General features: G+C 54.5%; 21 protein-coding genes. 8 read left to right on the plus strand and 13 right to left on the minus strand.

Going from position 1 to position 22,378, the window contains the following annotated elements:
* Positions 1-3: 3 nt before the first annotated feature.
* Positions 4-3,051 (minus strand): formate dehydrogenase-N subunit alpha, encoded by a 3,048-nt coding sequence (gene fdnG / locus WFL93_RS16265; RefSeq protein ID WP_152929137.1) that lies wholly within the window; start codon positions 3,049-3,051, stop codon positions 4-6.
* A 120-nt stretch (positions 3,052-3,171) separates the two neighbouring features.
* Between fdnG and fdhD the strand changes: the two genes are divergently transcribed.
* Positions 3,172-3,996: a formate dehydrogenase accessory sulfurtransferase FdhD gene (gene fdhD, locus WFL93_RS16270; protein ID WP_422616039.1), complete on the plus strand. Its 825-nt coding sequence runs from the start codon at positions 3,172-3,174 to the stop codon at positions 3,994-3,996.
* Here fdhD and WFL93_RS16275 read toward each other — a convergent pair.
* Positions 3,993-4,769 (minus strand): DeoR/GlpR family DNA-binding transcription regulator, encoded by a 777-nt coding sequence (locus WFL93_RS16275; protein ID WP_336778575.1) that lies wholly within the window; start codon positions 4,767-4,769, stop codon positions 3,993-3,995. The genes fdhD and WFL93_RS16275 overlap by 4 nt on opposite strands.
* Positions 4,770-4,943: 174 nt before the next feature.
* On the opposite strand from WFL93_RS16275, the gene WFL93_RS16280 reads away from it, so the two are divergent.
* Positions 4,944-6,284, plus strand: a complete 1,341-nt coding sequence (locus WFL93_RS16280) for an aspartate aminotransferase family protein (RefSeq protein WP_180822786.1) — start codon at positions 4,944-4,946, stop codon at positions 6,282-6,284.
* An 80-nt stretch (positions 6,285-6,364) separates the two neighbouring features.
* Here WFL93_RS16280 and alsE read toward each other — a convergent pair whose 3' ends face one another.
* The 4 genes from alsE to WFL93_RS16300 all read right to left on the minus strand — a co-directional run bounded on the left by alsE (position 6,365) and on the right by WFL93_RS16300 (position 9,218).
* Positions 6,365-7,042 (minus strand): D-allulose 6-phosphate 3-epimerase, encoded by a 678-nt coding sequence (alsE, locus tag WFL93_RS16285; protein WP_336778576.1) that lies wholly within the window; start codon positions 7,040-7,042, stop codon positions 6,365-6,367.
* A gap of 48 nt (positions 7,043-7,090) precedes the next feature.
* Positions 7,091-8,350, minus strand: a complete 1,260-nt coding sequence (locus WFL93_RS16290; RefSeq protein WP_007893395.1) for a PTS ascorbate transporter subunit IIC — start codon at positions 8,348-8,350, stop codon at positions 7,091-7,093.
* Between the two features lie 142 nt (positions 8,351-8,492).
* On the minus strand, positions 8,493-8,759 hold the full coding sequence (locus WFL93_RS16295; RefSeq protein WP_007893392.1) for a PTS sugar transporter subunit IIB: 267 nt from the start codon (positions 8,757-8,759) through the stop codon (positions 8,493-8,495).
* 18 nt (positions 8,760-8,777) lie between these two features.
* Complete coding sequence (locus WFL93_RS16300; RefSeq protein WP_007893389.1) at positions 8,778-9,218, minus strand: PTS sugar transporter subunit IIA; 441 nt, start codon at positions 9,216-9,218, stop codon at positions 8,778-8,780.
* Between the two features lie 359 nt (positions 9,219-9,577).
* Here WFL93_RS16300 and WFL93_RS16305 point away from each other — a divergent pair, with 359 nt between their 5' ends.
* The 3 genes from WFL93_RS16305 (at position 9,578) to WFL93_RS16315 (ending at position 12,532) form a co-directional block, all read left to right on the plus strand.
* Positions 9,578-10,603 carry a LacI family DNA-binding transcriptional regulator gene (locus WFL93_RS16305; protein WP_336778577.1) on the plus strand — a complete coding sequence of 342 codons (1,026 nt, stop codon included), beginning with the start codon at positions 9,578-9,580 and terminating at the stop codon, positions 10,601-10,603.
* Positions 10,604-10,762: 159 nt separating this feature from the next.
* A complete protein-coding gene (gene sodA / locus WFL93_RS16310) occupies positions 10,763-11,380 on the plus strand; it encodes a superoxide dismutase [Mn] (RefSeq protein ID WP_007893384.1) in 618 nt (205 codons plus the stop codon).
* A 189-nt stretch (positions 11,381-11,569) separates the two neighbouring features.
* Positions 11,570-12,532, plus strand: a complete 963-nt coding sequence (locus tag WFL93_RS16315; RefSeq protein ID WP_049852349.1) for a VirK/YbjX family protein — start codon at positions 11,570-11,572, stop codon at positions 12,530-12,532.
* 7 nt (positions 12,533-12,539) lie between these two features.
* On the opposite strand, the gene WFL93_RS16320 is transcribed toward WFL93_RS16315, so the two are convergent.
* The 6 genes from WFL93_RS16320 to WFL93_RS16345 form a co-directional block, all read right to left on the minus strand.
* Complete coding sequence (locus WFL93_RS16320) at positions 12,540-12,902, minus strand: YibL family ribosome-associated protein (protein ID WP_007893377.1); 363 nt, start codon at positions 12,900-12,902, stop codon at positions 12,540-12,542.
* A gap of 138 nt (positions 12,903-13,040) precedes the next feature.
* Positions 13,041-13,586: a mannitol operon repressor MtlR gene (gene mtlR, locus WFL93_RS16325; RefSeq protein ID WP_180822790.1), complete on the minus strand. Its 546-nt coding sequence runs from the start codon at positions 13,584-13,586 to the stop codon at positions 13,041-13,043.
* Between the two features lie 60 nt (positions 13,587-13,646).
* A complete protein-coding gene (gene mtlD / locus WFL93_RS16330) occupies positions 13,647-14,795 on the minus strand; it encodes a mannitol-1-phosphate 5-dehydrogenase (protein ID WP_180822791.1) in 1,149 nt (382 codons plus the stop codon).
* Positions 14,796-14,888: 93 nt separating this feature from the next.
* Positions 14,889-16,823 (minus strand): PTS mannitol transporter subunit IICBA, encoded by a 1,935-nt coding sequence (locus WFL93_RS16335; protein WP_007893370.1) that lies wholly within the window; start codon positions 16,821-16,823, stop codon positions 14,889-14,891.
* A 484-nt stretch (positions 16,824-17,307) separates the two neighbouring features.
* Positions 17,308-18,021, minus strand: coding sequence for a DUF3053 domain-containing protein (locus WFL93_RS16340; RefSeq protein WP_007893367.1), 714 nt, complete (start codon positions 18,019-18,021; stop codon positions 17,308-17,310).
* 139 nt (positions 18,022-18,160) lie between these two features.
* The gene (locus WFL93_RS16345) at positions 18,161-19,759 is read right to left on the minus strand and encodes a gamma-glutamyltransferase family protein (protein ID WP_336778578.1); all 1,599 of its coding nucleotides are present in this window, start codon (positions 19,757-19,759) and stop codon (positions 18,161-18,163) included.
* A 495-nt stretch (positions 19,760-20,254) separates the two neighbouring features.
* Here WFL93_RS16345 and WFL93_RS16350 point away from each other — a divergent pair, with 495 nt between their 5' ends.
* Positions 20,255-20,551 (plus strand): HTH-type transcriptional regulator, encoded by a 297-nt coding sequence (locus WFL93_RS16350; RefSeq protein ID WP_007893362.1) that lies wholly within the window; start codon positions 20,255-20,257, stop codon positions 20,549-20,551.
* Positions 20,552-20,594: 43 nt separating this feature from the next.
* On the opposite strand, the gene WFL93_RS16355 is transcribed toward WFL93_RS16350, so the two are convergent.
* Positions 20,595-21,188: an HD domain-containing protein gene (locus tag WFL93_RS16355; RefSeq protein WP_336778579.1), complete on the minus strand. Its 594-nt coding sequence runs from the start codon at positions 21,186-21,188 to the stop codon at positions 20,595-20,597.
* 62 nt (positions 21,189-21,250) lie between these two features.
* On the opposite strand from WFL93_RS16355, the gene WFL93_RS16360 reads away from it, so the two are divergent.
* Together WFL93_RS16360 and WFL93_RS16365 are read left to right on the plus strand one after the other, a co-directional pair.
* Positions 21,251-21,715 carry a MarR family winged helix-turn-helix transcriptional regulator gene (locus WFL93_RS16360; RefSeq protein WP_007890808.1) on the plus strand — a complete coding sequence of 155 codons (465 nt, stop codon included), beginning with the start codon at positions 21,251-21,253 and terminating at the stop codon, positions 21,713-21,715.
* Positions 21,716-21,815: 100 nt separating this feature from the next.
* On the plus strand, positions 21,816-22,244 hold the full coding sequence (locus WFL93_RS16365; RefSeq protein WP_007890809.1) for an organic hydroperoxide resistance protein: 429 nt from the start codon (positions 21,816-21,818) through the stop codon (positions 22,242-22,244).
* The last annotated feature ends 134 nt before the right edge of the window (positions 22,245-22,378 follow it).

A 22,378-nucleotide genomic window follows, 5' to 3' on the forward strand; every position in this document is an offset into this window, starting at 1 on the left:
TCCTTACACCTTCTCGACGTTGACCAGGAACGCCTTAAATTCTGGCGTTTGCGTGTTGGCATCACCGACAAATGGCGTCAGGGTGTTGGCGATAAAGCCTTTTTTCGCCACGCCCTGATAACCCCAGTGAATCGGAATGCCGATGGTATCGACGATTTTGCCGTCGACGTTCAGTGGACGGATGCGTTTGGTGACCACCGCTTTGGCTTTGATATAGCCGCGATTGGAGCTCACTTTCACCGTATCGCCCTGCGCGATGCCGAGCTTGTTGGCCAGCTTCTCGCCGATCTCAATAAACTGTTCCGGCTGCGCGATGGCGTTGAGCCGCGCGTGTTTGGTCCAGTAATGGAAATGCTCGGTGAGACGATAGGTGGTGCCGACATACGGGAACTGTTCCGCCTGGCCCATCGACGCCAAATCGTCCTTGAACACGCGCGCCGCTGGATTGGACACCACGTTCGGGTGCAGCGGGTTGGTGCCAATCGGCGTTTCAAACGGCTCGTAGTGCTCCGGGAACGGACCTTCGGCCATTTTGTCGAGCGCAAACAGGCGGCCGAGACCTTCCGGCTGCATGATGAACGGCCCGACATCGCTGCCTGGCGCGGCGGCACTGTAATCCGGCACATCCATGCCGCCCCATTTGCTGCCATCCCACTTCAGGATCTGGCGTTTCGCATCCCACGGATTGCCTTGCGGGTCCGCCGAGGCGCGGTTGTAGAGGATGCGGCGATTGAGCGGCCACGCCCAGCTCCAGTTCAGCGTATTGCCAAGTCCGGTTGGGTCAGTGTTGTCACGGCGCGCCATTTGGTTGCCATCCGGCGTCCAGCTACCGGCGAAAATCCAGCAACCGCTGCTGGTGCTGCCGTCATCTTTCAGATGGGCAAAGGTGCTGAGCTGTTGGCCCTTCTTCACCAGCAGCGTGCCTTTGTCATCGAACACGTCGGCCAGCGCTTTACCGTTGTTCTCCATCGCCACTTCTTCCGGCGCAGGATTGTCTGGCGTTTTGTAGTTCCAGCTCATGTTCAGCACCTGCTCTGGCAGCGCACCGCCTTCGCGCGCATACATTTCACGCAGACGCAGGTAGATCCCCGAGAGGATTTCGCCATCATTCAGCGCTTCGCCCGGCGCATCCTGGCCTTTCCAGTGCCACTGCAGCCAGCGGCCGGAGTTAACGATCGACCCGTTCTCTTCGGCGAAGCAGGTGGACGGCAGGCGGAACACTTCAGTTTGAATCTGCGACGGATCGACATCGTTGAACTCGTCGTGATTCTCCCAGAAGGTGGCGGTTTCGGTGTTGAGCGGGTCGATGGTGACCAGGAACTTCAGCTTCGATAGCGAAGCGATCACTTTGCGCTTGTTCGGGAACGACGCCACCGGATTAAAGCCCTGACACAGATAGCCGTTGACCTTGCCTTGCGACATCATCTCGAAGTACTGCAGCACGTCGTAACCTTTATCCCACTTCGGCAACCAGTCAAAGCCCCAGCTGTTTTCCGCCTGGGCTTTATCGCCGAAGAAGGCTTTCATCTGGCTGACAAAGAATTTCGGGTAGTTGCTCCAGTAGTTCACCTGATCCGGCAGCAGCGCTTTTGGCGTATTGGCAGCCAGATAGGTTTGCAGGTCGGCTTGTTTCTCCGACGGCAAGGTCATGTAACCCGGCAGGCTTTGCGACAGCAGGCCAAGATCGGTCAGTCCCTGAATGTTGGAGTGGCCGCGCAGCGCATTGATGCCGCCGCCAATCATGCCCATGTTGCCGAGCAGCAGCTGAATCATCGCCATGGTGCGGATGTTCTGCGCACCTACCGAGTGTTGCGTCCAGCCGAGCGCATACAGGAACGAGGTGGTGCGGTCGCGCGCGCTGGTTTCGCCAATCAGTTCGCAAACGTGCAGGAAGTCCGCTTTTGGCGTACCGCAGATACGTTCGACGATCTCCGGCGTATAGCGGCTGACATGCTGCTTGAGCAGGTTCCACACGCAGCGTGGATGGGTGAGCGTGGTATCGCGTTTAGCGAAGCCGTCATCGCCCAGCTCGTAGTTCCAGCTGGTTTTGTCGTATTTGCGATTCTCTTCGTCGTAGCCGCTGAACAAGCCATCTTCAAAATGATAATCCTCACGCACGATCAGGCTGGCATTGGTATACGCCTGCACATATTCATGCTGGATTTTGTCATTTTGCAGCAGCCACAGCAGTACGCCCGACAGGAAGGTGATGTCGGTGCCCGAGCGAATCGGGGTATAGAAATCAGCGACCGATGCCGTACGCGTAAAGCGCGGATCGATAACGATCAGTTTGGCTTTGTTGTGAATCTTGGCTTCCATTGCCCAGCGGAAACCGACAGGATGCGCTTCAGCCGCGTTCCCGCCCATCACAACGATCAGATTGGCATTACGGATGTCGACCCAGTGATTGGTCATCGCACCGCGACCAAATGTTGGAGCAAGACTTGCTACCGTTGGTCCGTGTCAAACGCGTGCCTGGTTGTCGACCGCTAACATGCCGAGCGATCGGGTAAATTTCTGGGTTAAATAGCCGGTTTCATTGCTGGATGCCGAAGCACACAACATACCGGTTGAGAGCCAACGGTTTACCGTCACGCCCGCGGCGTTCTGCGCGACAAAGTTTGCATCGCGGTCGGCTTTCATCAGTTTTGCGATGCGATCAAACGCATCGTCCCAGCTAATGCGCTGCCATTTATTTGAGCCTGGCGCGCGATATTCCGGGAATTGCAGACGGCTGTCGCTGTGGACAAAGTCGAGCAGGCCAGCACCTTTTGGGCACAATGCGCCGCGACTCACCGGATGGTCCGGATCCCCTTCAATATGGAAAATGGTCTCTTTGGCGTTTTTCGCGCCGTCACCAAGGCTGTACATTAACAAGCCACAGCCGACTGAACAGTAAGTGCAGGTATTACGGGTTTCGCGGGCACGCAGCAGTTTGTACTGTCGTGTTTCCGCCAATGCCACTTCCGGCGCAAAGCCGAGCAGTGCTGCCGTTGTCCCTGCCATACCGCCAGCACATACTTTGAAGAATTTTCTTCGGCTGACATTCATGGATTATCATCCCTCTATATTCTTGCGATGTATGGGGCAAGAATGACCCGACTAAACTTGTGACAATAGCGGCCAAATATTACCACAGCTTTAATGTGGTTGTTGCGCGAGACGAAAAAAGTGAAAGCTAATCAGCCAGAATGTAACGAGAGTGTGAATAAGATCTCAGGTGCGGTGCAATCGCAGGTGTGGCAACGCCGTACTATCGACGACGCGGAAAGTGACTGGCTGGCGCAGGAAGTGCCGATCGCGCTGGTGTATAACGGTATCTCACACGTGGTGATGATGGCGACGCCCAACGATCTCGAAGCGTTTGCGCTGGGGTTTTCTTTATCTGAAGGGATAATCGATAAGCCCAACGAGATTTTCGGCATGGATGTGGTGCCAGGTTGCGATGGCATTGAAGTGCAGATTGAGCTCTCCAGCCGCCGCTTTATGGCGCTGAAAGAGCAGCGCCGTGCGATGGCCGGTCGTACCGGCTGCGGCGTGTGTGGCGTGGAGCAACTCGATCAAATCGGCAAGCCGCTGCAGCCGCTGCCGTTCACGCAAACTTTTGATTTGGGCAATCTTGATAAGGGCCTGGCGCAGCTGCGCGACTATCAACCGATCGGCAACCTCACCGGCTGTACGCACGCGGCGGCGTGGATGTCGCCGCAGGGTGAGCTGCAGGGCGGCTACGAAGATGTTGGCCGCCACGTGGCGCTGGATAAACTGCTCGGCAATCGTAGCCAACAACCGTGGCAGCAGGGCGCGGTGCTGGTTTCCAGCCGCGCTAGCTATGAGATGGTGCAGAAATCCGCCATGTGCGGCGTGGAGATTCTTTTTGCGGTTTCGGCTGCGACCCAACTCGCCGTTGAGGTGGCTGAGCGTTGCAATTTAACCTTGGTTGGCTTCAGTAAACCGGGACGCGCCACGGTGTATAGCCATCCGCAGCGTCTGCGTTAAACCACCTGCACCTGCGGCAGTACCTGTTGCAGCGCTGCCAGCGCGCCGGGTTTTGCCGGGCCGCCGTCGCAAATCAGCAGATCGACCTCTGCAATCGGTGCGTACACCGAACGGCTAATCACACCGAGCTTGCTGTGATCCGCCAGTAAAAAGGTGCGGTTCGCCTGCTGCACCATGGCGCGGGCAATCGCTGCTTCGTGGGGATGAAAACTACTGGCACCGTTTTTGGCATCGATGCCGACCGGCGAAAGCAGCGCTATATCGGCGCGATAGCGATAAATCTCGCCGATGGTCATTTCTCCGCGCGTTTGCTGTGCGCCCGCCATCATCATGCCACCCAGTAAAATAATCTGATTATTCAACGATTCATGTTCATCCGCTGCGCTGAGCGCCAGTGCAGCCTGCAGGCTGTTGGTGATGATGGTTAAACCCGACATGCTACGCAGTGCTTCCGCCAGCATGGTGGTAGTGGTGCCGGCATCCAGGAACAGCGTTTGGCCCGGTTGCAGATGTTGCGCCGCGGCGGCGGCAATCGCGCGTTTCTCTTTCGCCTGCGCGTTGCGACGTACCTGCAGCGGTGGCTCAGGCTGGCTATCGACCGCCACCAAACCGCCATGCACACGGCGGGCAAATCCTTGCGCTTCCAGCTCAATCATGTCGCGCCGTGCGGTTTCTCGCGAAATACCGAGCTCTTTGATGATGCGTTCAGTACTGACCTGATGTTGCGTGGTCAGCAGCGCGCGAATGCGGTGTAAGCGAGTTTCCTGCAGCATGACTTTTCCCTGTGGCGTGTTCAACCTGGGCCTAAGCTTACCTGAGTGTCATTACGCCGTCATGTGTATTTGGTTGTATTTGTGTATTTGGTTGCATTTGTTATTAAAGCAGGCATGATAGGGCCAAACGGCGATTTCGCATGCACCCCTTTCACCTTCGCAACGGGAGTTACCATGGCTACACGTTCTACCATCATGGACACCAACAGTTTTCGTGCTGAGCACGCCGACGGTCTGGATGCGGCGACCCGCAAGCTAACCGATAAGCGCAGTAAAGTGTTGGGCGAGTCTTATCGCCTGTTTTATCGCAAGCCGGTGCATTTAGTGCGTGGCGAAGGGCAATATTTGTGGGATGCCGCGGGCGACAAATACCTTGATGTGTACAACAACGTGGCCAGCATTGGTCACTGCCATCCGGCGGTGATTGAGGCGGTGAATCAGCAGATGAAGATGCTGAATACCCATACGCGCTATCTGCACGAACGCATTCTCGATTACTCCGAAGAGCTGCTGGCCACCACGCCAGAGGCTATCGACCGCGCGATGTACATGTGCACCGGTTCGGAAGCCAACGATTTGGCGATCCGCGTGGCGCGCGCCTTCAGCGGCGGTACCGGCATTATCGTGTCGCAAGAGGCCTATCACGGCACCAGCGATCTCACGTCGGGCGTTTCGCCGGCGCTGGGCAGCGGACAGCCATTAGCTGCGACCACGCGCCTGGTGTCGCCGCCGGATGCTTATCGCGTTAATGCACCGGATCTCGGCGAATGGTTTGCCAATGAAATCCAGCAGCAGATCGACGATATGAAAGCGCACGGCATCAAGTTTGCCGGCTTCCTCGCAGATTCCATCTTCTCTTCCGATGGCGTGCTGCCGAACCCGCGCGGTTTCCTGCAGAAAGCCGTCGATGTGGTACATGCCAATGGCGGGATTTTCATCGCCGATGAAGTGCAGCCCGGTTTTGGTCGTACTGGCGATGCGTTCTGGGGCTTTGCGCGTCACGGCGTGGTGCCCGATGTGATCACCACCGGCAAACCAATGGGCAACGGCATTCCGGTGTCGGGCCTGCTGGCGAAAAGTGATGTGCTGGCCGCGTTTAGCGATGAAATTCCTTACTTCAACACCTTTGGCGGTAATCCAGTAGCGATGGCCGCAGCGCAGGCGGTGTTAACGGTGATTAAAGAAGAGGGCTTGCAGGAGCACAGCCGCGTAGTCGGGGCTAAGCTGCTGAGCGAATTGCAGAAACTGATGGATCGTCATGAATCAATTGGCGACGTGCGCGGCGCCGGGCTGTTTATTGGTTTCGAACTGGTGCAAGACCGCGCCAGCAAAACGCCGGATAAAGCGCTGGCGCTGGATTTGATTGAGAAACTGCGTGAGCACCGCGTGCTGACGTCAGTTGCAGGCCCTTACGGCAACGTGCTGAAGCTGCGTCCGCCATTGGCGTTCCAGGAAGCCGATATCGATTGGCTGGTGGGTGCGCTGGATAAGTCGCTGAGTGAGCTGGGGCGATAGCTGAGCATAGATTGCGCACATTTTTGTAGCGACGCGATTTATCGCGCAATAAATTGCGCCGCTACGTTATGTGCTTGTATTTAAGCAGCGGTTTCTGCGGCGAAAATGCTCTCCATCTTCTGCCATGCCTGCGCTACATCGTCATCCAGATTAAATAATCCAGACGTCCCCACGATAAACACATCTACGCCCGATGCCGCAATCTGCCTGAAGGTGCGCGCATTGCATGAACCATCAATTTCAGTCAGATAGTGGTAACCGTGCTCTGCACGCATCGCGATCAGCTGGCGAATTTTATTTAAGGTTTCTGGAATAAATTTCTGCCCGGCAAAACCGGGGTCAACCGACATCACCGTCACTTTATCCAGCAGATGGGCATATTCACGAATACTTTCCGCCGGCGTGGCCGGATTTAAAACTACGCCGCAGCGACGACCGGCTTCTTTAATCTGCGTTAGCAGGCGAAATATTTTATTGTTGGCGGTTTCTGGATGGAAACTGATAATGTCTGCGCCCGCCTCAATGCACATCGGAATAATATCTTCCGGATGATTCACCATTAAATGTACGTCAATCGGCACATCGGTAATTTTACGCAGGTTCTCAATGAAGAAGGGCGACAGGGTAATATTCTTGACGTAGCTGCCATCCATAATATCGACATGATAAAACGCAGCGGTGCTATTCATCGATTCAATCTGTTCGCGGAAGCGGGTGAGATCCATACACATTAATGACGGCGAAAATTTTGCTCTCATAACTTTTCCTCATTACAAAAACAGCGCCCGCAGGCGCTGTTGATGACATCAATGGAAGAACGAAATAATGTGGCCGAGCACGATACCGACAATGCCGAAGTCCGCATCACCGAAGGTGGTAGAGGCGAAGCCGAGGTCGCCCATCAGCGGCAGCAGAATCGCTGGCAGGAAGGAGATCAGCAGGCCTTGCACAAAGGCGCCGATCACCGCACCACGACGTCCGCCGGTAATGTTGCCGTAGACGCCAGCGGTAGCACCGCAGAAGAAGTGCGGCACCAGGCCGGGAACGATCACGCTCAGACCAAACAGCGGGCACAGGAACATGCTGATCAAACCGGCAGAGAAGCTCGACAGGAATCCGATGATCACCGCGTTCGGTGCGAACGGGAACACGGTTGGGCAATCCAGCGCCGGTTTGGCGTTGGGCACCAGCTTATCGGCGATGCCTTTAAAGGCCGGCACGATTTCCGCAATCACCATGCGTACACCGGCCAGGATAATGTAAACGCCCGCCGCAAAGGTAATTGACTGGATAATGGCGAACACAATGTAGTTCTGGCCGCCACTGATGCTTTCGGTAAACGCTTTACCCGCCACCAACACCAGCGCGATGAACAGAATCATCATGGTCAGCGAAATCGCTACCGAGGAGTCGCGCAGGAAGTTGAGGGTTTTCGGCACCTTCAGCTCTTCAATCGACGGGCTGCCTTTACCGACCACTTTACCCACCAGCGCGGAGAGCAGATAACCGGTGGAGCCGAAGTGGCCAAGCGCCAGATCGTCAGAGTTGGTGATTTTGCGGGTGAACGGCTGCAGAATCGCCGGGCACACCACCATCATGGTGCCGAGAATCAGTGAACCGATCACCACCAGCCAGAAGCCGTGCACGCCGCCTACCGACAGAATCACCGCCAGCATCGCCGACATATACAGCGTGTGGTGGCCGGTGAGGAAGATGTATTTCAGCGGCGTGATACGCGCCAGCAGAATATTCACCAGCATGCCGAACACCATGATCATCGCAGTTTCGGTGCCGTAGCTTTTCTGCGCCAGCGCCGCCATCGCATCGGTATTGGGCACGACACCCTGAATATTAAACGAGTGCTCAAACAGCTGGCTGAAGATGGTCAGCGTGGCCGCAATTAAATTGGCCCCGGCGATGAGAATAACAAAACCCATGATGGTTTTAAGCGTGCCGGAAATAACATCAGAGACCGGTTTCTTTTGCAGTAATAAACCAAACAGGGAAAAAAGGCCGACAAGTATAGCGGGTGTTCCAAGAACATCCTTAATTATAAATTGCAGCATAACTTACTCCATGGTGAGCATACCCTTGATACTTCCAGCTACAGATGCGTTGGCTGCATATTCTCACCTCAGTCACTTACTTAAGTAAGCTCCCGAGGATTTACAGCGTTGCCACTTTCTGCGACTCGAATGACTTTGGGTTTTAAATATTGTCAGCCAGAATTTCTTTGATTTTTGCGTTATCCAGCAAATTAGTCAGGCCAACCACTTTCGCACTGTGCCCGGATAATTGATCGGCAATATCTTTCGCGGCAATAATTAAATCAGCATGTTCAGATTTAGCTGAGGTTAAATCGGTGTGGCCAACTTCAGCTTCTTTACCTAATTCCGCCACAATCTTCTTCACATTCATTTCAACAATGAAGCTGCTACCTAAACCATTGCCACACACAATCAGGACTTTTTTCATCGTAGGGTTCTCTGGTGATTAACTTTGAATGACAGCTTCAATCGCTGGCAGGGTAGAAGCCGACAGCAGTTGCTGCAGGCGGGATTCGTCACTGAATACGTCCGCTAATGCGGTGATCATCTGAATATGATCGTCGCCAGATACCGCACACAGCATGATGACGACATAAACCGGGTCGTTTTCATCTGCCTGAAAACTCACGCCATTTTTAACGTGCAGCAGCGACAGGCCGTTTTTGCGCGCACCCTGTTCCGGGCGAGCATGCGGCATTGCCAGACCCGGTGCCAGCACGTAATAAGGACCAAGCTCTGCGTGCGAGGTGAAGATGGCATCGAGGTAAGCCGGGCCAATCGCCCCTTCGGCCAGCAAGGGCTCTGCCGATAAACGCACGGCTTCCTGCCAGTCACTGACTTGCTCGACTACACGAATATGTTGTGGGGTTAGCCATTGGGTGAGCATCAGAAATTCCTGTTTATTCATCGATGGAGTGCAATGTAGGTTATTTTATCGCCCGTTTTCTGTGATGATTGTCGCAAAAGTTAGCGCTAACACGGTTATTGTTAAAAAACGTGTTATCGCTAACATTTCCTTGCTGTGCGTTTGTCTTGGTTGCAAGCAACTGACATGCTCAACCATTCTGAAAAGATCTATGGGTAAGGGATGCCCGAATCTGTGGCTTTACACATGGCGCGTTAACAGATTTGGTTTTAAGCTGCGTCCTGGCAAAAAGCATAAGTAATAAATAATGCCGTTCATACTTCGAGACGCAGCCAACGCACCTGCAGTTTGAATGATGAAGGGCAGACATAGGAGCAGGAATGGCAGAGAAGCGACGGCGCAGTACCGGCAAAAGTACCCTGGCCGATGTTGCCCGTTTGGTGGGCGTCAGCACCATGACCGCGTCGCGCGCGCTGCGCATGCCGGAGAAGGTTTCGCCTGAAATTCGCGCCAAAATTGATGCTGCGGTTATTGAGTTGTCGTATGTGCCAAACGTGCAGGCCAGTAATCTGGCGTCGGCGACATCACGCCTGATCACCATGGTGGTGCCTTCATTTGCCACGCCGGGCAGTGCGATTGTGTCGGAGACGCTGCAAGAGGTACTGCGACCGCAGGGTTACAATATGATGCTGGCGGAAGCCAATCATTCGGCCGCCGAAGAGAGCCAGCTGATCGAAATGCTGCTTTCTTATAATCCGGCGGCGATGGTGCATTTCAATTTCGATAACGCGGCGGAAGCGCATCGTCTGCTGAGCAATTCCGGCCTGCCGGTGATGGATATTGGCGGCGTACATCAGGATTCGGCAGGCATTAGCATTGGAGTCGATTACGCCAAAGCCATCCGCCAGCTGGTGCAAAGCCTGGTAGAGCGCGGCTATCGTAATCCTGGTTTGCTGTGCACCCAAAGTAACAACACCATCTTCCGTCAGCTGCTGAATGGTTGGCACAGCGGCATGTTGGCAATGAATCAGGCGCCGCACCGCGTGGTGACGTCACCGAAGATGCCGACTTTTGCCGCAGGGCATAATCTGCTGGCGGAGATTCGCCTGACCTGGCCGGAACTGGATGTGCTGATTTGCACCAGCGATGAAGTGGCCTGCGGCGCGATCATGGCGTGCCATGCGGCGGGGATCGCCATTCCTAGCCAGTTGGCGATTGCCAGCATCGGTGGCGGCCCATTAGCCGCAGTGTGTTCACCGCCGCTGACCAGCATTGTGCTGCCGTATGAAGAGATGGGGCGCATGGCGGGCAAACGTCTGCTGGCTGCGCTCAGGGGTGATGAACCGCCGGCCATCAATGAGCTACCGGTGCAGCTCAAACTGCGCGCCAGCACCCACAAGGTGTAGCGCGATGTGCGCACCTTTTCCCAGATTCATCAAATCCTTATCAATTCTAAGGCATTGATAACCCTTTTACGGATCATGTTTTTAACTATAATGATCCGACTGCTTACGCGGCACACCCAGTGAGGTGGTGCTGCAAAACACTAAATGGAGAAGATGAACATGAGTTATTCACTGCCATCCCTGCCGTATGCATACGACGCACTGGAACCGCACTTCGACAAGCAGACGATGGAAATCCATCACACTAAACACCACCAGACCTACGTTAACAACGCTAACGCCGCGCTGGAAGGTACCGAATTCGCAAACCTGCCGGTAGAAGAGCTGATCACCAAACTGGATCAGCTGCCAGCAGACAAAAAAGGTCCACTGCGTAACAACGCAGGCGGCCACGCCAACCACAGCTTCTTCTGGAAAGGCCTGAAGCTGGGCACCTCGCTGCAGGGCGACCTGAAAGCGGCCATCGAAAAAGATTTCGGTAGCGTTGAAGCTTTCCAGGCTGAGTTTGAGAAAGCTGCCACCACTCGTTTCGGCTCTGGCTGGGCGTGGCTGGTGAAAAAAGGCGACAAACTGGCTGTGGTTTCAACCGCAAACCAGGACAGCCCGCTGATGGGTGAAGCTGTTGCAGGCGTTTCAGGCTTCCCGATTATCGGTCTGGACGTTTGGGAACACGCTTACTACCTGAAGTATCAGAACAAACGTCCTGATTACATCAAAGCTTTCTGGAACGTGGTGAACTGGGACGAAGCAGCAGCGCGTTTCGCTTCTGCTAAGTAAGCTCAGGCAAAAGTCCACAACCTGGCTAACCGGTGACTTGCTCACCGGTTTTTTTTCGCCTTTATAAACCCTGGCTAAACGACCAGAATATTTTTGGGCATGATGATTACGCAGCGAAAGCTATTAACTTTCCGTTGATAATTTGGGGCATATAGTAGCGCTAATTTGTCTCGCATAGCCTAAATAACCATGTCTACTATCACGACTTCTGTGACGAATAATGATTCGTCTGCGCCACTGTTTTTGCCATTAATAAGCGGAAAGTTCAGGCCAAATAAGTTATGGAATAGCGGGAGATTTCGCGCGAAATTTGCCTTAAGGTCGCTGGTATTTCCGGTTACTACCTTTAATTATCTGCAGCAGTTAGCGCAATTGTCTGCGCTGCCGCAGCTGTTAACCATTCAGGGTTTGCTGCCAGCAAAACCGCATCGCCCCTACCTGCGTGCAGGCTTCAGCGTGGCACAGCGCGCGCAGGCGATCATCGATCACTACACCTTGATGGACCGGCTGGATAGTGCGGCTTTGCGCCACTTATTGCAGAGTCCGGGCGATAATCTGCTGGCTATTTTGAGCGGCAAAAATGATGAGTCATTTGTCATTCACTGCTGTCCAGGCCGTTTTGACCGTGAAGGCGAAATTACTCTGGAATTGCATTATGAAGCGCAGTTAATTGCCTCACTTTCCTTTTCGATTATTCAGGAACAGCAGAAACGCACGTTATTAATTGGTGGATTGCAGGGGCCGCGTAAACATATTTCCAACGATGTGATTCGCGATGCCACGAAAGCCGCACACGGCATATTCCCGAAACGTCTGTTAATGGAAGCGGTATTTAATCTGGCGCAACTGTGTGGCGTGGAGGCGATAACCGCCGTTGGCGATACCACGCACGTATTCCGCAGCCTGCGCTATCGTCACAGCAAAAGTGACAAGTTCTTTGCCAGCTACAGCGAATTCTGGTTGTCGTTAGGGGGCATGGCGCGTGCTGATGAGCTGTTTGCGTTGCCGTTACGCGCGGAGCGTAAAGATTTGGAAGAGATTGCCAGCAAGAAGCGCGCCGAATATCGCCGTCGCTATGCCTTGCTGGACAGTCTGAATGAACAAGTTCATCAGGCGGCGGGCATCATACGCGACGTCTCACACGCCGCGTAACCCAGGATCAGAACGGCTGCTTCGCGTAGCCGGTCATCACTTTCAGTCCCATCTCACGTCCGAGCGCGGTCATTGGGTGCACCACAACCAGGCCGCGCACGCTTTTCTTGAATGCGCCCATGTTGGCCTGTTCTTTCTTGGTAATTTCGCGGCTAAAGCCCAGCTTCTGTAACTGTTGCGCTTCTTTGCTCAGCTTTTCGGTGCGCACACCGCGCAGGCGCTCAATTTCCAGCTCCAGCTTCTCTTTTTCACGCAGCAGTTCACCGAGCTTCTCGGCATCGCCAGACGCTAATAACGGCGCTTCTTTGCGGTTGAGTGCATCCAGCTGATCGCTGAGAAGTTTGATCTCGGCTTTTTCTTGTTCTTTCATTGGGGGAAAACTCGTTAAGGAAAACAGGCAAAGGATACACAAATCTACGCGGTTTTGCAGCGTAGCGCGTCCAACAAAACCCGCTTAGGCAATCGTAGGGTGCGCATTGATGCGCACCTGGCTACCAGGACGGAGAAACTACACCGCCGGTTTTTTAAACACCTGCTTGTGCGCAATGCGGGAAATCAGTTCGGTGAGTGACAGCACCATGGTTGAGCGCACCATCTGCAGATAACGCTGCTGCTGCATTGATCTGAGTTGTTCGTCATCGCGGTTGAAATCTGGCTGCGGCGGCCAGGCAACCACACAGTGCAGTTCGCCAAAAGGCCCGAGAATTTCATCGTCGGTAAAACGATAGTCGCTGACGTCATGATTCAGCTCCTCGCGTAGCGCCAGTAGCAGCTCACAATCTTCATACTCGTGCCGATTAATGACGCCAAGGCCGTAAATCAGCTTGAGGCGTACGGAGAGTTCGCCCAGCGGGCCATCACCAAGCAGCAGCGGTTCGACCGCGTATTTGACCGCGTAATCGTCCTTGCGAAACACTTGCAGCACCAGCAGGTTAACCGCTTCGGTCAGCAATTCAACGGCGGCGATCAGGAAGCTTCTCACCGAACGACCGGCGTTCAGGCGCTCAAGCACCCGGTTTTCAAAAGCCTGCTTCTCTTCCATTATTGCCTGCATCGTTCAGCTACCGCCAACGGGCACAAAAGCGTGCCCGAGTTAACCACTAAAGGGCGCGCATTATGCCATAGCGTTGTAAGCGCTCACCACTGAGGTGACCACTTCGCTATCGGCATCCAGACCGGAAATCTCGGCCAGTGTCGCCTGCGGACCTTTTTCTGCCAGTAAAGCAACCAGCTCCTGCGCTTGCGGATCGGCTTCGCTGCGATAGTGCATCGCGGCGGCAATGCCCTGTACCAGATTGTCGTGAGGCAACTGATATTCCAGCGTGCCCAGCGTAGGTTTGATCAGGCGATCGCCCGCACTCAGCTTACGCAGCGGCTGACGACCAACGCGCTCGACATCATCTTTCAGGTATGGGTTTTCGAAACGGCTAAGGATCTTCTGGATATAAGCCGCATGTTTATCGGCTTCAAAACCATAGCGCTTGATCAGCACCGCGCCGCTCTCCTGCATGGCGCCTTGCACGACAGCACGGACTTTCTCATCCAGAATCGCGTCACGAATGGTCGCGTGACCGGCGAGTTGGCCGAGATAAGCGGTGATCGCGTGGCCGGTGTTAAGGGTAAACAGCTTGCGCTCAACAAATGCCATCAGGTTGTCGGTCAGCTCCATACCTGGGATATTCGGCAATTCGCCTTTGAACTGGGTTTTATCGACAATCCACTCGCTGAACGTTTCAACGGTGACTTCCAGCGGATCGGTAGTGCCGGCTTCTGATGGCGGTACGATGCGGTCTACCGCAGAATCGACGAAACCAACGTGTGCTTCAACCCACGCGTGATACTGCTCAGGCAGCGCGTTAAGTACATGCTGCTTCAGTTGGCTGGTGCCGCGCACCATATTTTCACAGGCGATGATATTCAGTGGACGAACATTACCGCTGTCGCTGCGTTTGGCCAGGCCTTTAGCCACGCCACCCGCGATGCGCTCCAGAATTTGCGGGCCTACCGCGGTAGTCACGATATCCACCTCAGCGATCAGCGTAACGATGTCATCGCTGGTGCTGTTAACGGCACTTACGCCTGTTACGATTTCAACTTTCGCCTGCTCGCCAACTACATGAACCGGATACTCATGACGGGCGTTAAGGGCATCAAGTACCACCTGATTGACGTCAGCAAACACCAGCTCGATGCCGGCATCCGCCAGTAACTTACCGATAAAACCGCGACCAATGTTACCTGCTCCAAAATGTAACGCTTTCATAAATTTGACCCATATCAAATGACGAAAGGGCGGGCAAGTCCGCCCCGGAAGTGTGGGACGGGCTTACCCGCCCCAGGGAAGGTAAAACCTGTATTACGCTTTGACGGTGCTGCCGGAAAGCAGATCCAACACGTCCTGCACGCTGGTGGTGTTTGCCAACTTCTCAATCACGCTGTCATCGTCCAGTGCGTTGGTCAGGCTGGTAATCACCTGAATGTGCTCATTGTTACGAGCGGCGATACCGATCACCAGACGCGCTACATCTTCTGGCTCATCACCAAACTGCACGCCTGCCGGATACTGACAGAACACCACGCCGGTTTTCAGCACGCGGTCTTTCGCTTCCACGGTACCGTGCGGCACAGCGATCGATTCACCCAGGTAAGTTGGGGTCAGCTTCTCGCGTTCCAGCATCGCTTCAACATATTCCGGCTGGACGTAGCCGCCTTTCACCAACTGCTCACCGGCAAAGCGAATCGCCTGCTCTTTGTGCGTGGCGCTCAGGCCGAGGAACACGTTATCTGCGCCCAGTTTGAACAGGTGCGCGTTGCCTTCGTCGTAGCTGTCCGCCAGCGTGGTCTGCACGGTTTCACGATGTGCTTCGCTGCGATTGGCGGCAACCAGGCGTTCCGTGAGGTTGCTGTACAGCGCGCTATCGAGGAAGTTGTTCAGCGAAATATGCTGTGCCTGCGGTGCCTGGCGCATCGCACGTTCCGTCAGATCGCGGTGGGTAATCACCAAATCGACATCGCCCGGCAGCGAGTTGATCGCGCTGTTGGTGACGGAGATATTGCTCAGACCTGCGTCCTGCACTTTCTTACGCAGCACGCCAGCACCCATCGCGCTTGAACCCATACCGGCGTCACAGGCAACGATGATTTTACGCACGTGGTTCAGATCAACGCTCATTGCATCGCCAGCCACCGGTGAACCGGCAACGGCCTGACCTTTTGACTGCGCTTTCATATCTTTCATGCGCTGGGTTGCGGCTTCGATATCGTCATCTTCTTTTACTTTGCTGGTTTTCAGCAGAATTGAAGAGACCACGAAGGAGACCGCAAATGCCGCGATGATTGCCGCGATGTTAGCGAAGTAGGCACCTTTTGGCGTCATCGCCAGCACTGCCAGGATGGAACCTGGAGAAGCAGGCGAAACCAGACCGCCGTTCAGCAGCGTCAGGGTGAACACGCCAGTCATACCACCAAGAATGACCGCCAGCAGCAGACGCGGCGCCATCAGCACATATGGGAAGTAGATTTCGTGGATACCACCAAGGAAGTGGATGATCGCTGCACCGCCTGCAGATTGTTTGGCGCTACCGCGACCAAAAATCATATAGGCAACCAGCACGCCCATACCCGGACCTGGGTTAGCTTCAATCAGGAAGAAGATTGACTTGCCAGCCTCGCTCGCCTGCTGAATGCCCAGCGGTGAGAAGATACCGTGGTTGATGGCGTTATTGAGGAACAGGATTTTCGCCGGTTCAACAAAGATGGAGGTTAGCGGCAGCAGGTTGTTCTGCACCATCAGATTCACGCCAGCGGCGAGAATGTGTGACAAACCTTCAACCAGTGGACCGATCGCCAGGAACGCCAGCAGCGCCAACAGCATACCGATGATACCGGCCGAGAAGTTGTTGACCAGCATCTCGAAGCCGCTTTTGATCTTGCCGTCTACCACGCGGTCAAAGGATTTGATCGCCCAGCCGCCCAGCGGACCGGCAATCATTGAGCCGAGGAACATCGGCATATCAGCACCGACGATCACGCCCATGGTGGTGATTGCACCCACCACGCCACCGCGATCGCCGCCTACCAGACGTCCACCGGTGAAACCAATCAGCAGCGGCAGCAGGTAAGTGATCATTGGGCCGACGAGTTTCGCCAGCGTTTCGTTTGGAATCCATCCGGTTGGGATGAACAGCGCAGTGATGATACCCCAGGCGATAAACGCACCGATGTTAGGCATCACCATATTACTCAGAAAGCGACCAAAGCTCTGAACCTTGACCTTTACTGATGAGGACATAAACCCACCCCTTATTGAGACGCGCTGCAATAAGAGAGCGCGTTTGTTTTTGTTTGAACGTTACGGCGGGGGCCGTGGCATTACTGTATGCACGCGGACTCTAGCACTAGTTTATTACGCTGCGTAGAGCACCCACTAAGTGTGATGCAGATCACGCTAATTTGGGGGGTTAGGGGGGCAATAAGGTGACTCTGATCACAAAAAAGGGTTGTAAGAAAACAACGCTGATGAAATTTTAGACAAAACAAGCGGTTGAATGTGACTCAAATCACCTTTTAGGGTGAGCGCTTTGTTGTGTAAGTGTGATGAAGATCACAAACTATTTATGGTCAAAAATGCGCCAGATCACACAATGCTGCAGCAGAAAGCTCAGCTGTAAGGAAGTGACGAAATTCTGAAAAGAGGATGAACGGAAGAGGACGCTAAGAAGGGCGGTATAGTAGGGTCGCCTTGATGGCGACCACTAGCAAATGACTCAGTTGTATTACAAGCCGCCTTGCACCGCATTTTGCGCTTGCGTCAGCGCCTGCGCGTTACTGGAAAGATTGCTCATCAGCGTATTGTACTGTGTTGCCTGCTCCTGAGTGGGGAACTGCACGCCGTTGTCATTAAAGCTCACGCGTGCGCCTTGTGATTGCAGATAATCACCGGTTTGTACCGCGGCCTGGCTCAACGCCTGCAGTTGCGGCAGCAACGGAATCAGCGTACTGGCTGGCTGCGTGACCACTTTGGTAAAGGCAGCATCGTAGACTTTCTTCAGATCGTCCGGCTGCTTCAGGGTGGCTTTGCTGCTATCCGCTTGCATTTTGGCGCTCTGGATTTGCTGCGTCAGCACACTCAGATTGCCGCTGGCCTGACGCAAGCTGTCGCGGCGGGTCAGATAATCCTGCGGGACACGAATCGCCGCCAGCTCATCAACCACAGGACGCATGCCTTGCTCAATTGCCTGATTAGTCTGCTGCGAGAAGCCGTAAAGAATGGCGTAGTCGCTGGCATAGTTGCCGAACGTCTGCTTCTGGTTTTCACTCAGGCTAGGCAGATGTTCGCCGCTACGCATCACGGTGTTCTGAAGAAAATCGGTGAACGCTTTACGCTGATCGCCTTCTTTGTCGCCACAGGCCGTAAGTTGCATCACGACCAATGCGCTGACCATCAGCATGCCGGTACGCATCCAGATGCGGGATAATCCTGACGCCATAATTCAACTCCTGTGATAATGGCTCTCTCCCAGCCTATTCCAGGCCACTGCTCGAAATATTCGGGATAAAAATTTTTGCGAAAATGGTCCTAAAGAATAGTGCAATGGTCTGGCGTGTACAACGGGCGCACCGGGCAAATTAAAACACCAGCGCCTGCCCATCTTTGCGGCTTTCGGTTGCGGCGATGTAGAAACCCTGCGGATCGCGCACAATCGCCTGCGCACCGCCGAAGTTATAGCCGAGCAGCGGATCCTCAAGCGTAATCTGATGCCCCATCTCGCGCAGTTTCGCCAGCACATTCCGATCGATGCCCGGCTCAACCACCACCGCACGGCCTTGTTCAACGCGCCAGCGCGGCGCATCGATCGCTGCCTGCGGGTTTTGTTTGTGCTGCATGATGCGCAGCGCCAGCTGCAAATGACCTTGTGCCTGCATCGGGCCGCCCATCACGCCGAACGACATCAGCGGCTGGCCGACGCCGTCGAGGGCAAATGCCGGGATAATAGTGTGAAAGGGCCGCTTGCCGCCCGCCACCACGTTGGGGTGTTGCGGGTCGAGTGAGAATCCGCAGCCGCGGTTTTGCAGGCTGATACCCGTTTCGGGCACCACGACGCCAGAACCGAAGCCCATAAAATTGGATTGTATAAAGGAAACCATCATGCCGCTGGCATCGGCGGTGGAGAGATATACCGTGCCACTTTGCTGCGGTGCGCCAAAGGTAAAATCGCCGGCATTATCGGCATCGATTAACTGTGCACGTTGGTTAAGATAACTATCGCTCAACAACAGCTCTGCTGGGAATTCGAGGTGATCGTAATCGCTGACGTAGCGATCCAGATCGACCAGCGCTAGCTTCATCGCTTCAATCGAAAGATGCAGCCACGGCACCGAATCCGGCGTGTAGCGACCAATGTCCCACCGCTCCAGAATCCCCAGCGCAATCAAGGTGGCGATACCCTGGCCGTTCGGCGGTAGCTCCTGCACCGATCCGCCCGCAAACGGGCACGACAGCAGATCAACCCAATCAGCGCGATGGTTGTTGAGATCCGCCATACTGAGCGCGGCGCCATGCTGTTCGGCAAACGCCACCATCTTTTCGGCAAGCTCACCACGATAGAAGGCTTCGCCGCGCGTTTCGGCGATTTTTTGCAAGGTAGCGGCCTGCGCCGGGTTGCGGAACAGCTCACCGGCACGCGGCGGTCGGCCATTGGGCGCAAAGCACTCGACGAACCCCGGTTGCTGTTTCAGCTTGTTATAGCCGCGCTGCCATAGATGACCAATCAGCGGTGAAACCGGGAAACCATCACGTGCATACTCAATCGCCGGTTGTGCCAGCGTGGTGAGCGGCAGGGTGGCAAAGCGCTCGGCCAGCGTCACCCACGCTGATACCGCGCCCGGCACAGTGACCGCTTCCCAGCCGATTTCCGGCATCGCACTGTGCCCGGCAAAGCGATCCAGACTCCATGCGGCAGGCGAACGTCCTGAAGCATTCAATCCGTGCAGCTGCTTGCCATCCCAGACAATGGCGAAGGCATCACTGCCCAGCCCATTGCCCGTCGGCTCCAGTACCGTGAGCGCCATTGCGCTGGCAATCGCGGCATCTACCGCATTGCCACCTTGTTGCAACATGCGCATTCCCGCTTGCGCTGCCAGCGGCTGTGAAGTGGCAATGGCATTGCGTCCCATCATCGGGACGCGGTGCGAGGCATAGCTGACCGTGAAATCCAAATCGCTCATCACTGTTTCTCTCTTTGCGTCATGCTGGTGCGTGAATGCTGCTGCATTGGGCAGTATCCGCGTTGCTGAAGGGAAGAATTTAATATTAAGCCAGATATTTCATACTGATAACGAATTGGCACTTTTTTTGAATAGAGAATAGTCAACCCAGACGCGTCGTCAGAGTGATTCATCGCCTTTTACGTCAGGCTGGGCAGCAAGTGCAGGCGGGTCAATCGCTTAGGGTAATCGATCTTTTTATGGCATAAGTAAGAATAAAAAATAATCAGGAATCAGGCAGCAAAGTCGGGGATCTGACCCATACTTAGAAACCCGAACTATTGTTGCATTGCGCGGACATCTTTTGCAGTGCACAACAGGCTGTGTCCCGCATCGGTTTGATAATAACTATGCTAAACCGCTTCGGGATACAGCCTGATCGTCCGGTTTCAGCGCCTGGTGGCGCTTACCTCTCTACTTTCACGTGCTTCATAGTGAGTTTTTAAGGAGTTCTCTATGGAATTTAAAGATCCAATGGTCGAGTTGCTCAGCAGCCTTGAGCAGATTGTTTTGACACGTGATGCTCAGCCTTCCGTATCAGAAATTACACTCAATCAGGCTTCAGTTCCCGAGCCGCAGCGTTTACGCGAGATGACCGGCATGCAGGTGGATGAATTCGCCCGCGTGATGGGGGTGAGCGTCTCGTCAGTTAAAAGTTGGGAGGCGCAACGTACACGTCCTTCCGCTACGGCGCGCAAACTGATGAAGCTGTTGCAGGCCAACCCCTATTTAGGGCGTCAACTGCTGGAGTGATCCCTAATTGGGAGATCTCCAACCCGCCTCTATGGCGGGTTTTTTAATTTATGCCGCCATACTTCGCCGCCTGTTTCACGAACCAACTCTCGGGCACGCTGTGTGGTGGCTGCGCTAACTGCGCAAGCCCCTGTTTAATGGTTTGATCCGCCTGCTGCCACAAATGGCGATCGCCGTCGCGTAATAGCTGTATCTGAACCTGTTTTTCCACAAGGTAAACACGCGCAAAGTCGGCATCGTACTGCACGATGGCGCGGGTGTTATCGATGATGTCGGCCAGTTTGATGGTTTGCGCTTCGGGCGAGGCATCCGCGGTATGACGAAAGTGCGCCAGCTTACGCGCTGCACGATTTTTGGCTGCAGGCTGCGCGCTGTCGGTGAGCATATCAACCAACTCCGCCACGCGCGGGCCGAAATGACGCTCAATATCGTCTATTGTGCTGGGGGTATCTTCTACCGTGTCATGCAGCCAGGCGGCGGCAATCATCTCTTCATCATCGGTGACGCTGCGCACCAGTTCGGCCACGGCTGCCGGATGCACGATATAGGGCTCATCAGTGTATTTACGGCGCTGGCCGGCAGCGGCGTGCGCCTCAGTGGCATAACGGCGCGCTTGCTCTTCCAGTGAATCTCGCATATTTCACTCTCCCAGAGAAAAGTCGCTTGCAATTATCTAGCGCGCTATTTATATTGAAACTCATGAACAGTAATCAAGATGACAAAAAAGTGAAGCAGGCGCCACTGCAGTTAGATCAGCAGCTCTGTTTCGCACTGTATTCGGCGAACCTCGCGATGCACAAAGTCTATCGCCAGCTGCTGTCAAAGCTGGAGATTACCTATCCGCAATATCTGGTGATGCTGGTGTTGTGGAATCAGGACGATGTGACGGTCTCGGAGATTGGCGAGCAGCTGTTTCTTGATTCGGCGACGCTAACGCCGCTGCTGAAACGTCTGGAGAGCGCCGGTTTACTGCGCCGTCAGCGTTCACGGCAGGATGAGCGCCAGGTGGTGGTGACGCTGACTGATGAAGGTCGCGCCTTGCGTGATAAAGCGGAAACCATTCCCGAAGCCATTCAGTGCGCAACCGCCTGTGATGATCAGGCGATGGCGCAGCTGAAAGGGCAGTTGGACGAATTGCGCGACAGCTTGTATCACGCCAACTAATTACACCAACGGGAAGTCGCTGTCTCGGCATCCCTTAATGAAGTTCAGGTTTGCGCATAATAAGTAGTGCGCGATTATATAGCGAATAAATGAGGTTATTATGTCTTTAGAACAAGTTGTTTACACTGCAAAAGCTAAAGCTACCGGCGGTCGTGATGGTCGTGCGACTTCTTCTGACAACGTGCTGGATGTGAAACTGGGCGTGCCAAAAGAGATGGGCGGCGCTGGCGGCGAAGTCACCAACCCAGAGCAGCTGTTTGCGGCGGGTTACTCAGCCTGTTTCCTCGGCGCAATGAAGTTTGTGGCGGGCCGTGACAAAATTGCGATGCCAAAAGATGCGTGGATTGAAGGCGAAGTCGGTATTGGTCCAATCCCGAACGGTTTTGGTATCGAAGCCAAGCTGAATATCCACCTGCCAGCCATGGACGCTGCTGAAGCGCAAAAGCTGGTTGATGCTGCTCATATCGTTTGCCCATACTCAAACGCGACGCGCGGCAACATCGATGTCACGCTGAATATCATCAACTAATTGCGAGTGATGAGAATGCAAGGCTCCTGCGGGAGCCTTTTTTATATCTGAAGATCGGCGTTCCCGGTTCGATAAGCAAATTTCTCTGGTCTTACCATTGGTTAAATGTTCTACTGCTCGGCTTCGCGCCATCG

The organism is Pantoea sp. USHLN256 (genome assembly GCF_037149875.1).
In the GTDB taxonomy this organism is placed as follows: Bacteria; Pseudomonadota; Gammaproteobacteria; order Enterobacterales; family Enterobacteriaceae; genus Pantoea; species Pantoea nemavictus.

Coding starts and splice junctions, on each gene's coding strand:
- alsE (WP_336778576.1), bottom strand. CDS start 7,042: ATGAGAGCAAAATTTTCGCCGTCATTAATGTGTATGGATCTCACCCGC.
- WFL93_RS16280 (WP_180822786.1), top strand. CDS start 4,944: ATGGCTACACGTTCTACCATCATGGACACCAACAGTTTTCGTGCTGAG.
- WFL93_RS16350 (WP_007893362.1), top strand. CDS start 20,255: ATGGAATTTAAAGATCCAATGGTCGAGTTGCTCAGCAGCCTTGAGCAG.
- WFL93_RS16275 (WP_336778575.1), bottom strand. CDS start 4,769: ATGCTGCAGGAAACTCGCTTACACCGCATTCGCGCGCTGCTGACCACG.
- sodA (WP_007893384.1), top strand. CDS start 10,763: ATGAGTTATTCACTGCCATCCCTGCCGTATGCATACGACGCACTGGAA.
- WFL93_RS16315 (WP_049852349.1), top strand. CDS start 11,570: ATGTCTACTATCACGACTTCTGTGACGAATAATGATTCGTCTGCGCCA.
- WFL93_RS16340 (WP_007893367.1), bottom strand. CDS start 18,021: ATGGCGTCAGGATTATCCCGCATCTGGATGCGTACCGGCATGCTGATG.
- WFL93_RS16365 (WP_007890809.1), top strand. CDS start 21,816: ATGTCTTTAGAACAAGTTGTTTACACTGCAAAAGCTAAAGCTACCGGC.
- WFL93_RS16300 (WP_007893389.1), bottom strand. CDS start 9,218: ATGCTCACCCAATGGCTAACCCCACAACATATTCGTGTAGTCGAGCAA.
- WFL93_RS16335 (WP_007893370.1), bottom strand. CDS start 16,823: ATGTCCTCATCAGTAAAGGTCAAGGTTCAGAGCTTTGGTCGCTTTCTG.
- WFL93_RS16320 (WP_007893377.1), bottom strand. CDS start 12,902: ATGAAAGAACAAGAAAAAGCCGAGATCAAACTTCTCAGCGATCAGCTG.
- mtlR (WP_180822790.1), bottom strand. CDS start 13,586: ATGCAGGCAATAATGGAAGAGAAGCAGGCTTTTGAAAACCGGGTGCTT.
- WFL93_RS16305 (WP_336778577.1), top strand. CDS start 9,578: ATGGCAGAGAAGCGACGGCGCAGTACCGGCAAAAGTACCCTGGCCGAT.
- WFL93_RS16345 (WP_336778578.1), bottom strand. CDS start 19,759: ATGAGCGATTTGGATTTCACGGTCAGCTATGCCTCGCACCGCGTCCCG.
- WFL93_RS16295 (WP_007893392.1), bottom strand. CDS start 8,759: ATGAAAAAAGTCCTGATTGTGTGTGGCAATGGTTTAGGTAGCAGCTTC.
- WFL93_RS16290 (WP_007893395.1), bottom strand. CDS start 8,350: ATGCTGCAATTTATAATTAAGGATGTTCTTGGAACACCCGCTATACTT.
- WFL93_RS16360 (WP_007890808.1), top strand. CDS start 21,251: ATGAACAGTAATCAAGATGACAAAAAAGTGAAGCAGGCGCCACTGCAG.
- WFL93_RS16355 (WP_336778579.1), bottom strand. CDS start 21,188: ATGCGAGATTCACTGGAAGAGCAAGCGCGCCGTTATGCCACTGAGGCG.
- mtlD (WP_180822791.1), bottom strand. CDS start 14,795: ATGAAAGCGTTACATTTTGGAGCAGGTAACATTGGTCGCGGTTTTATC.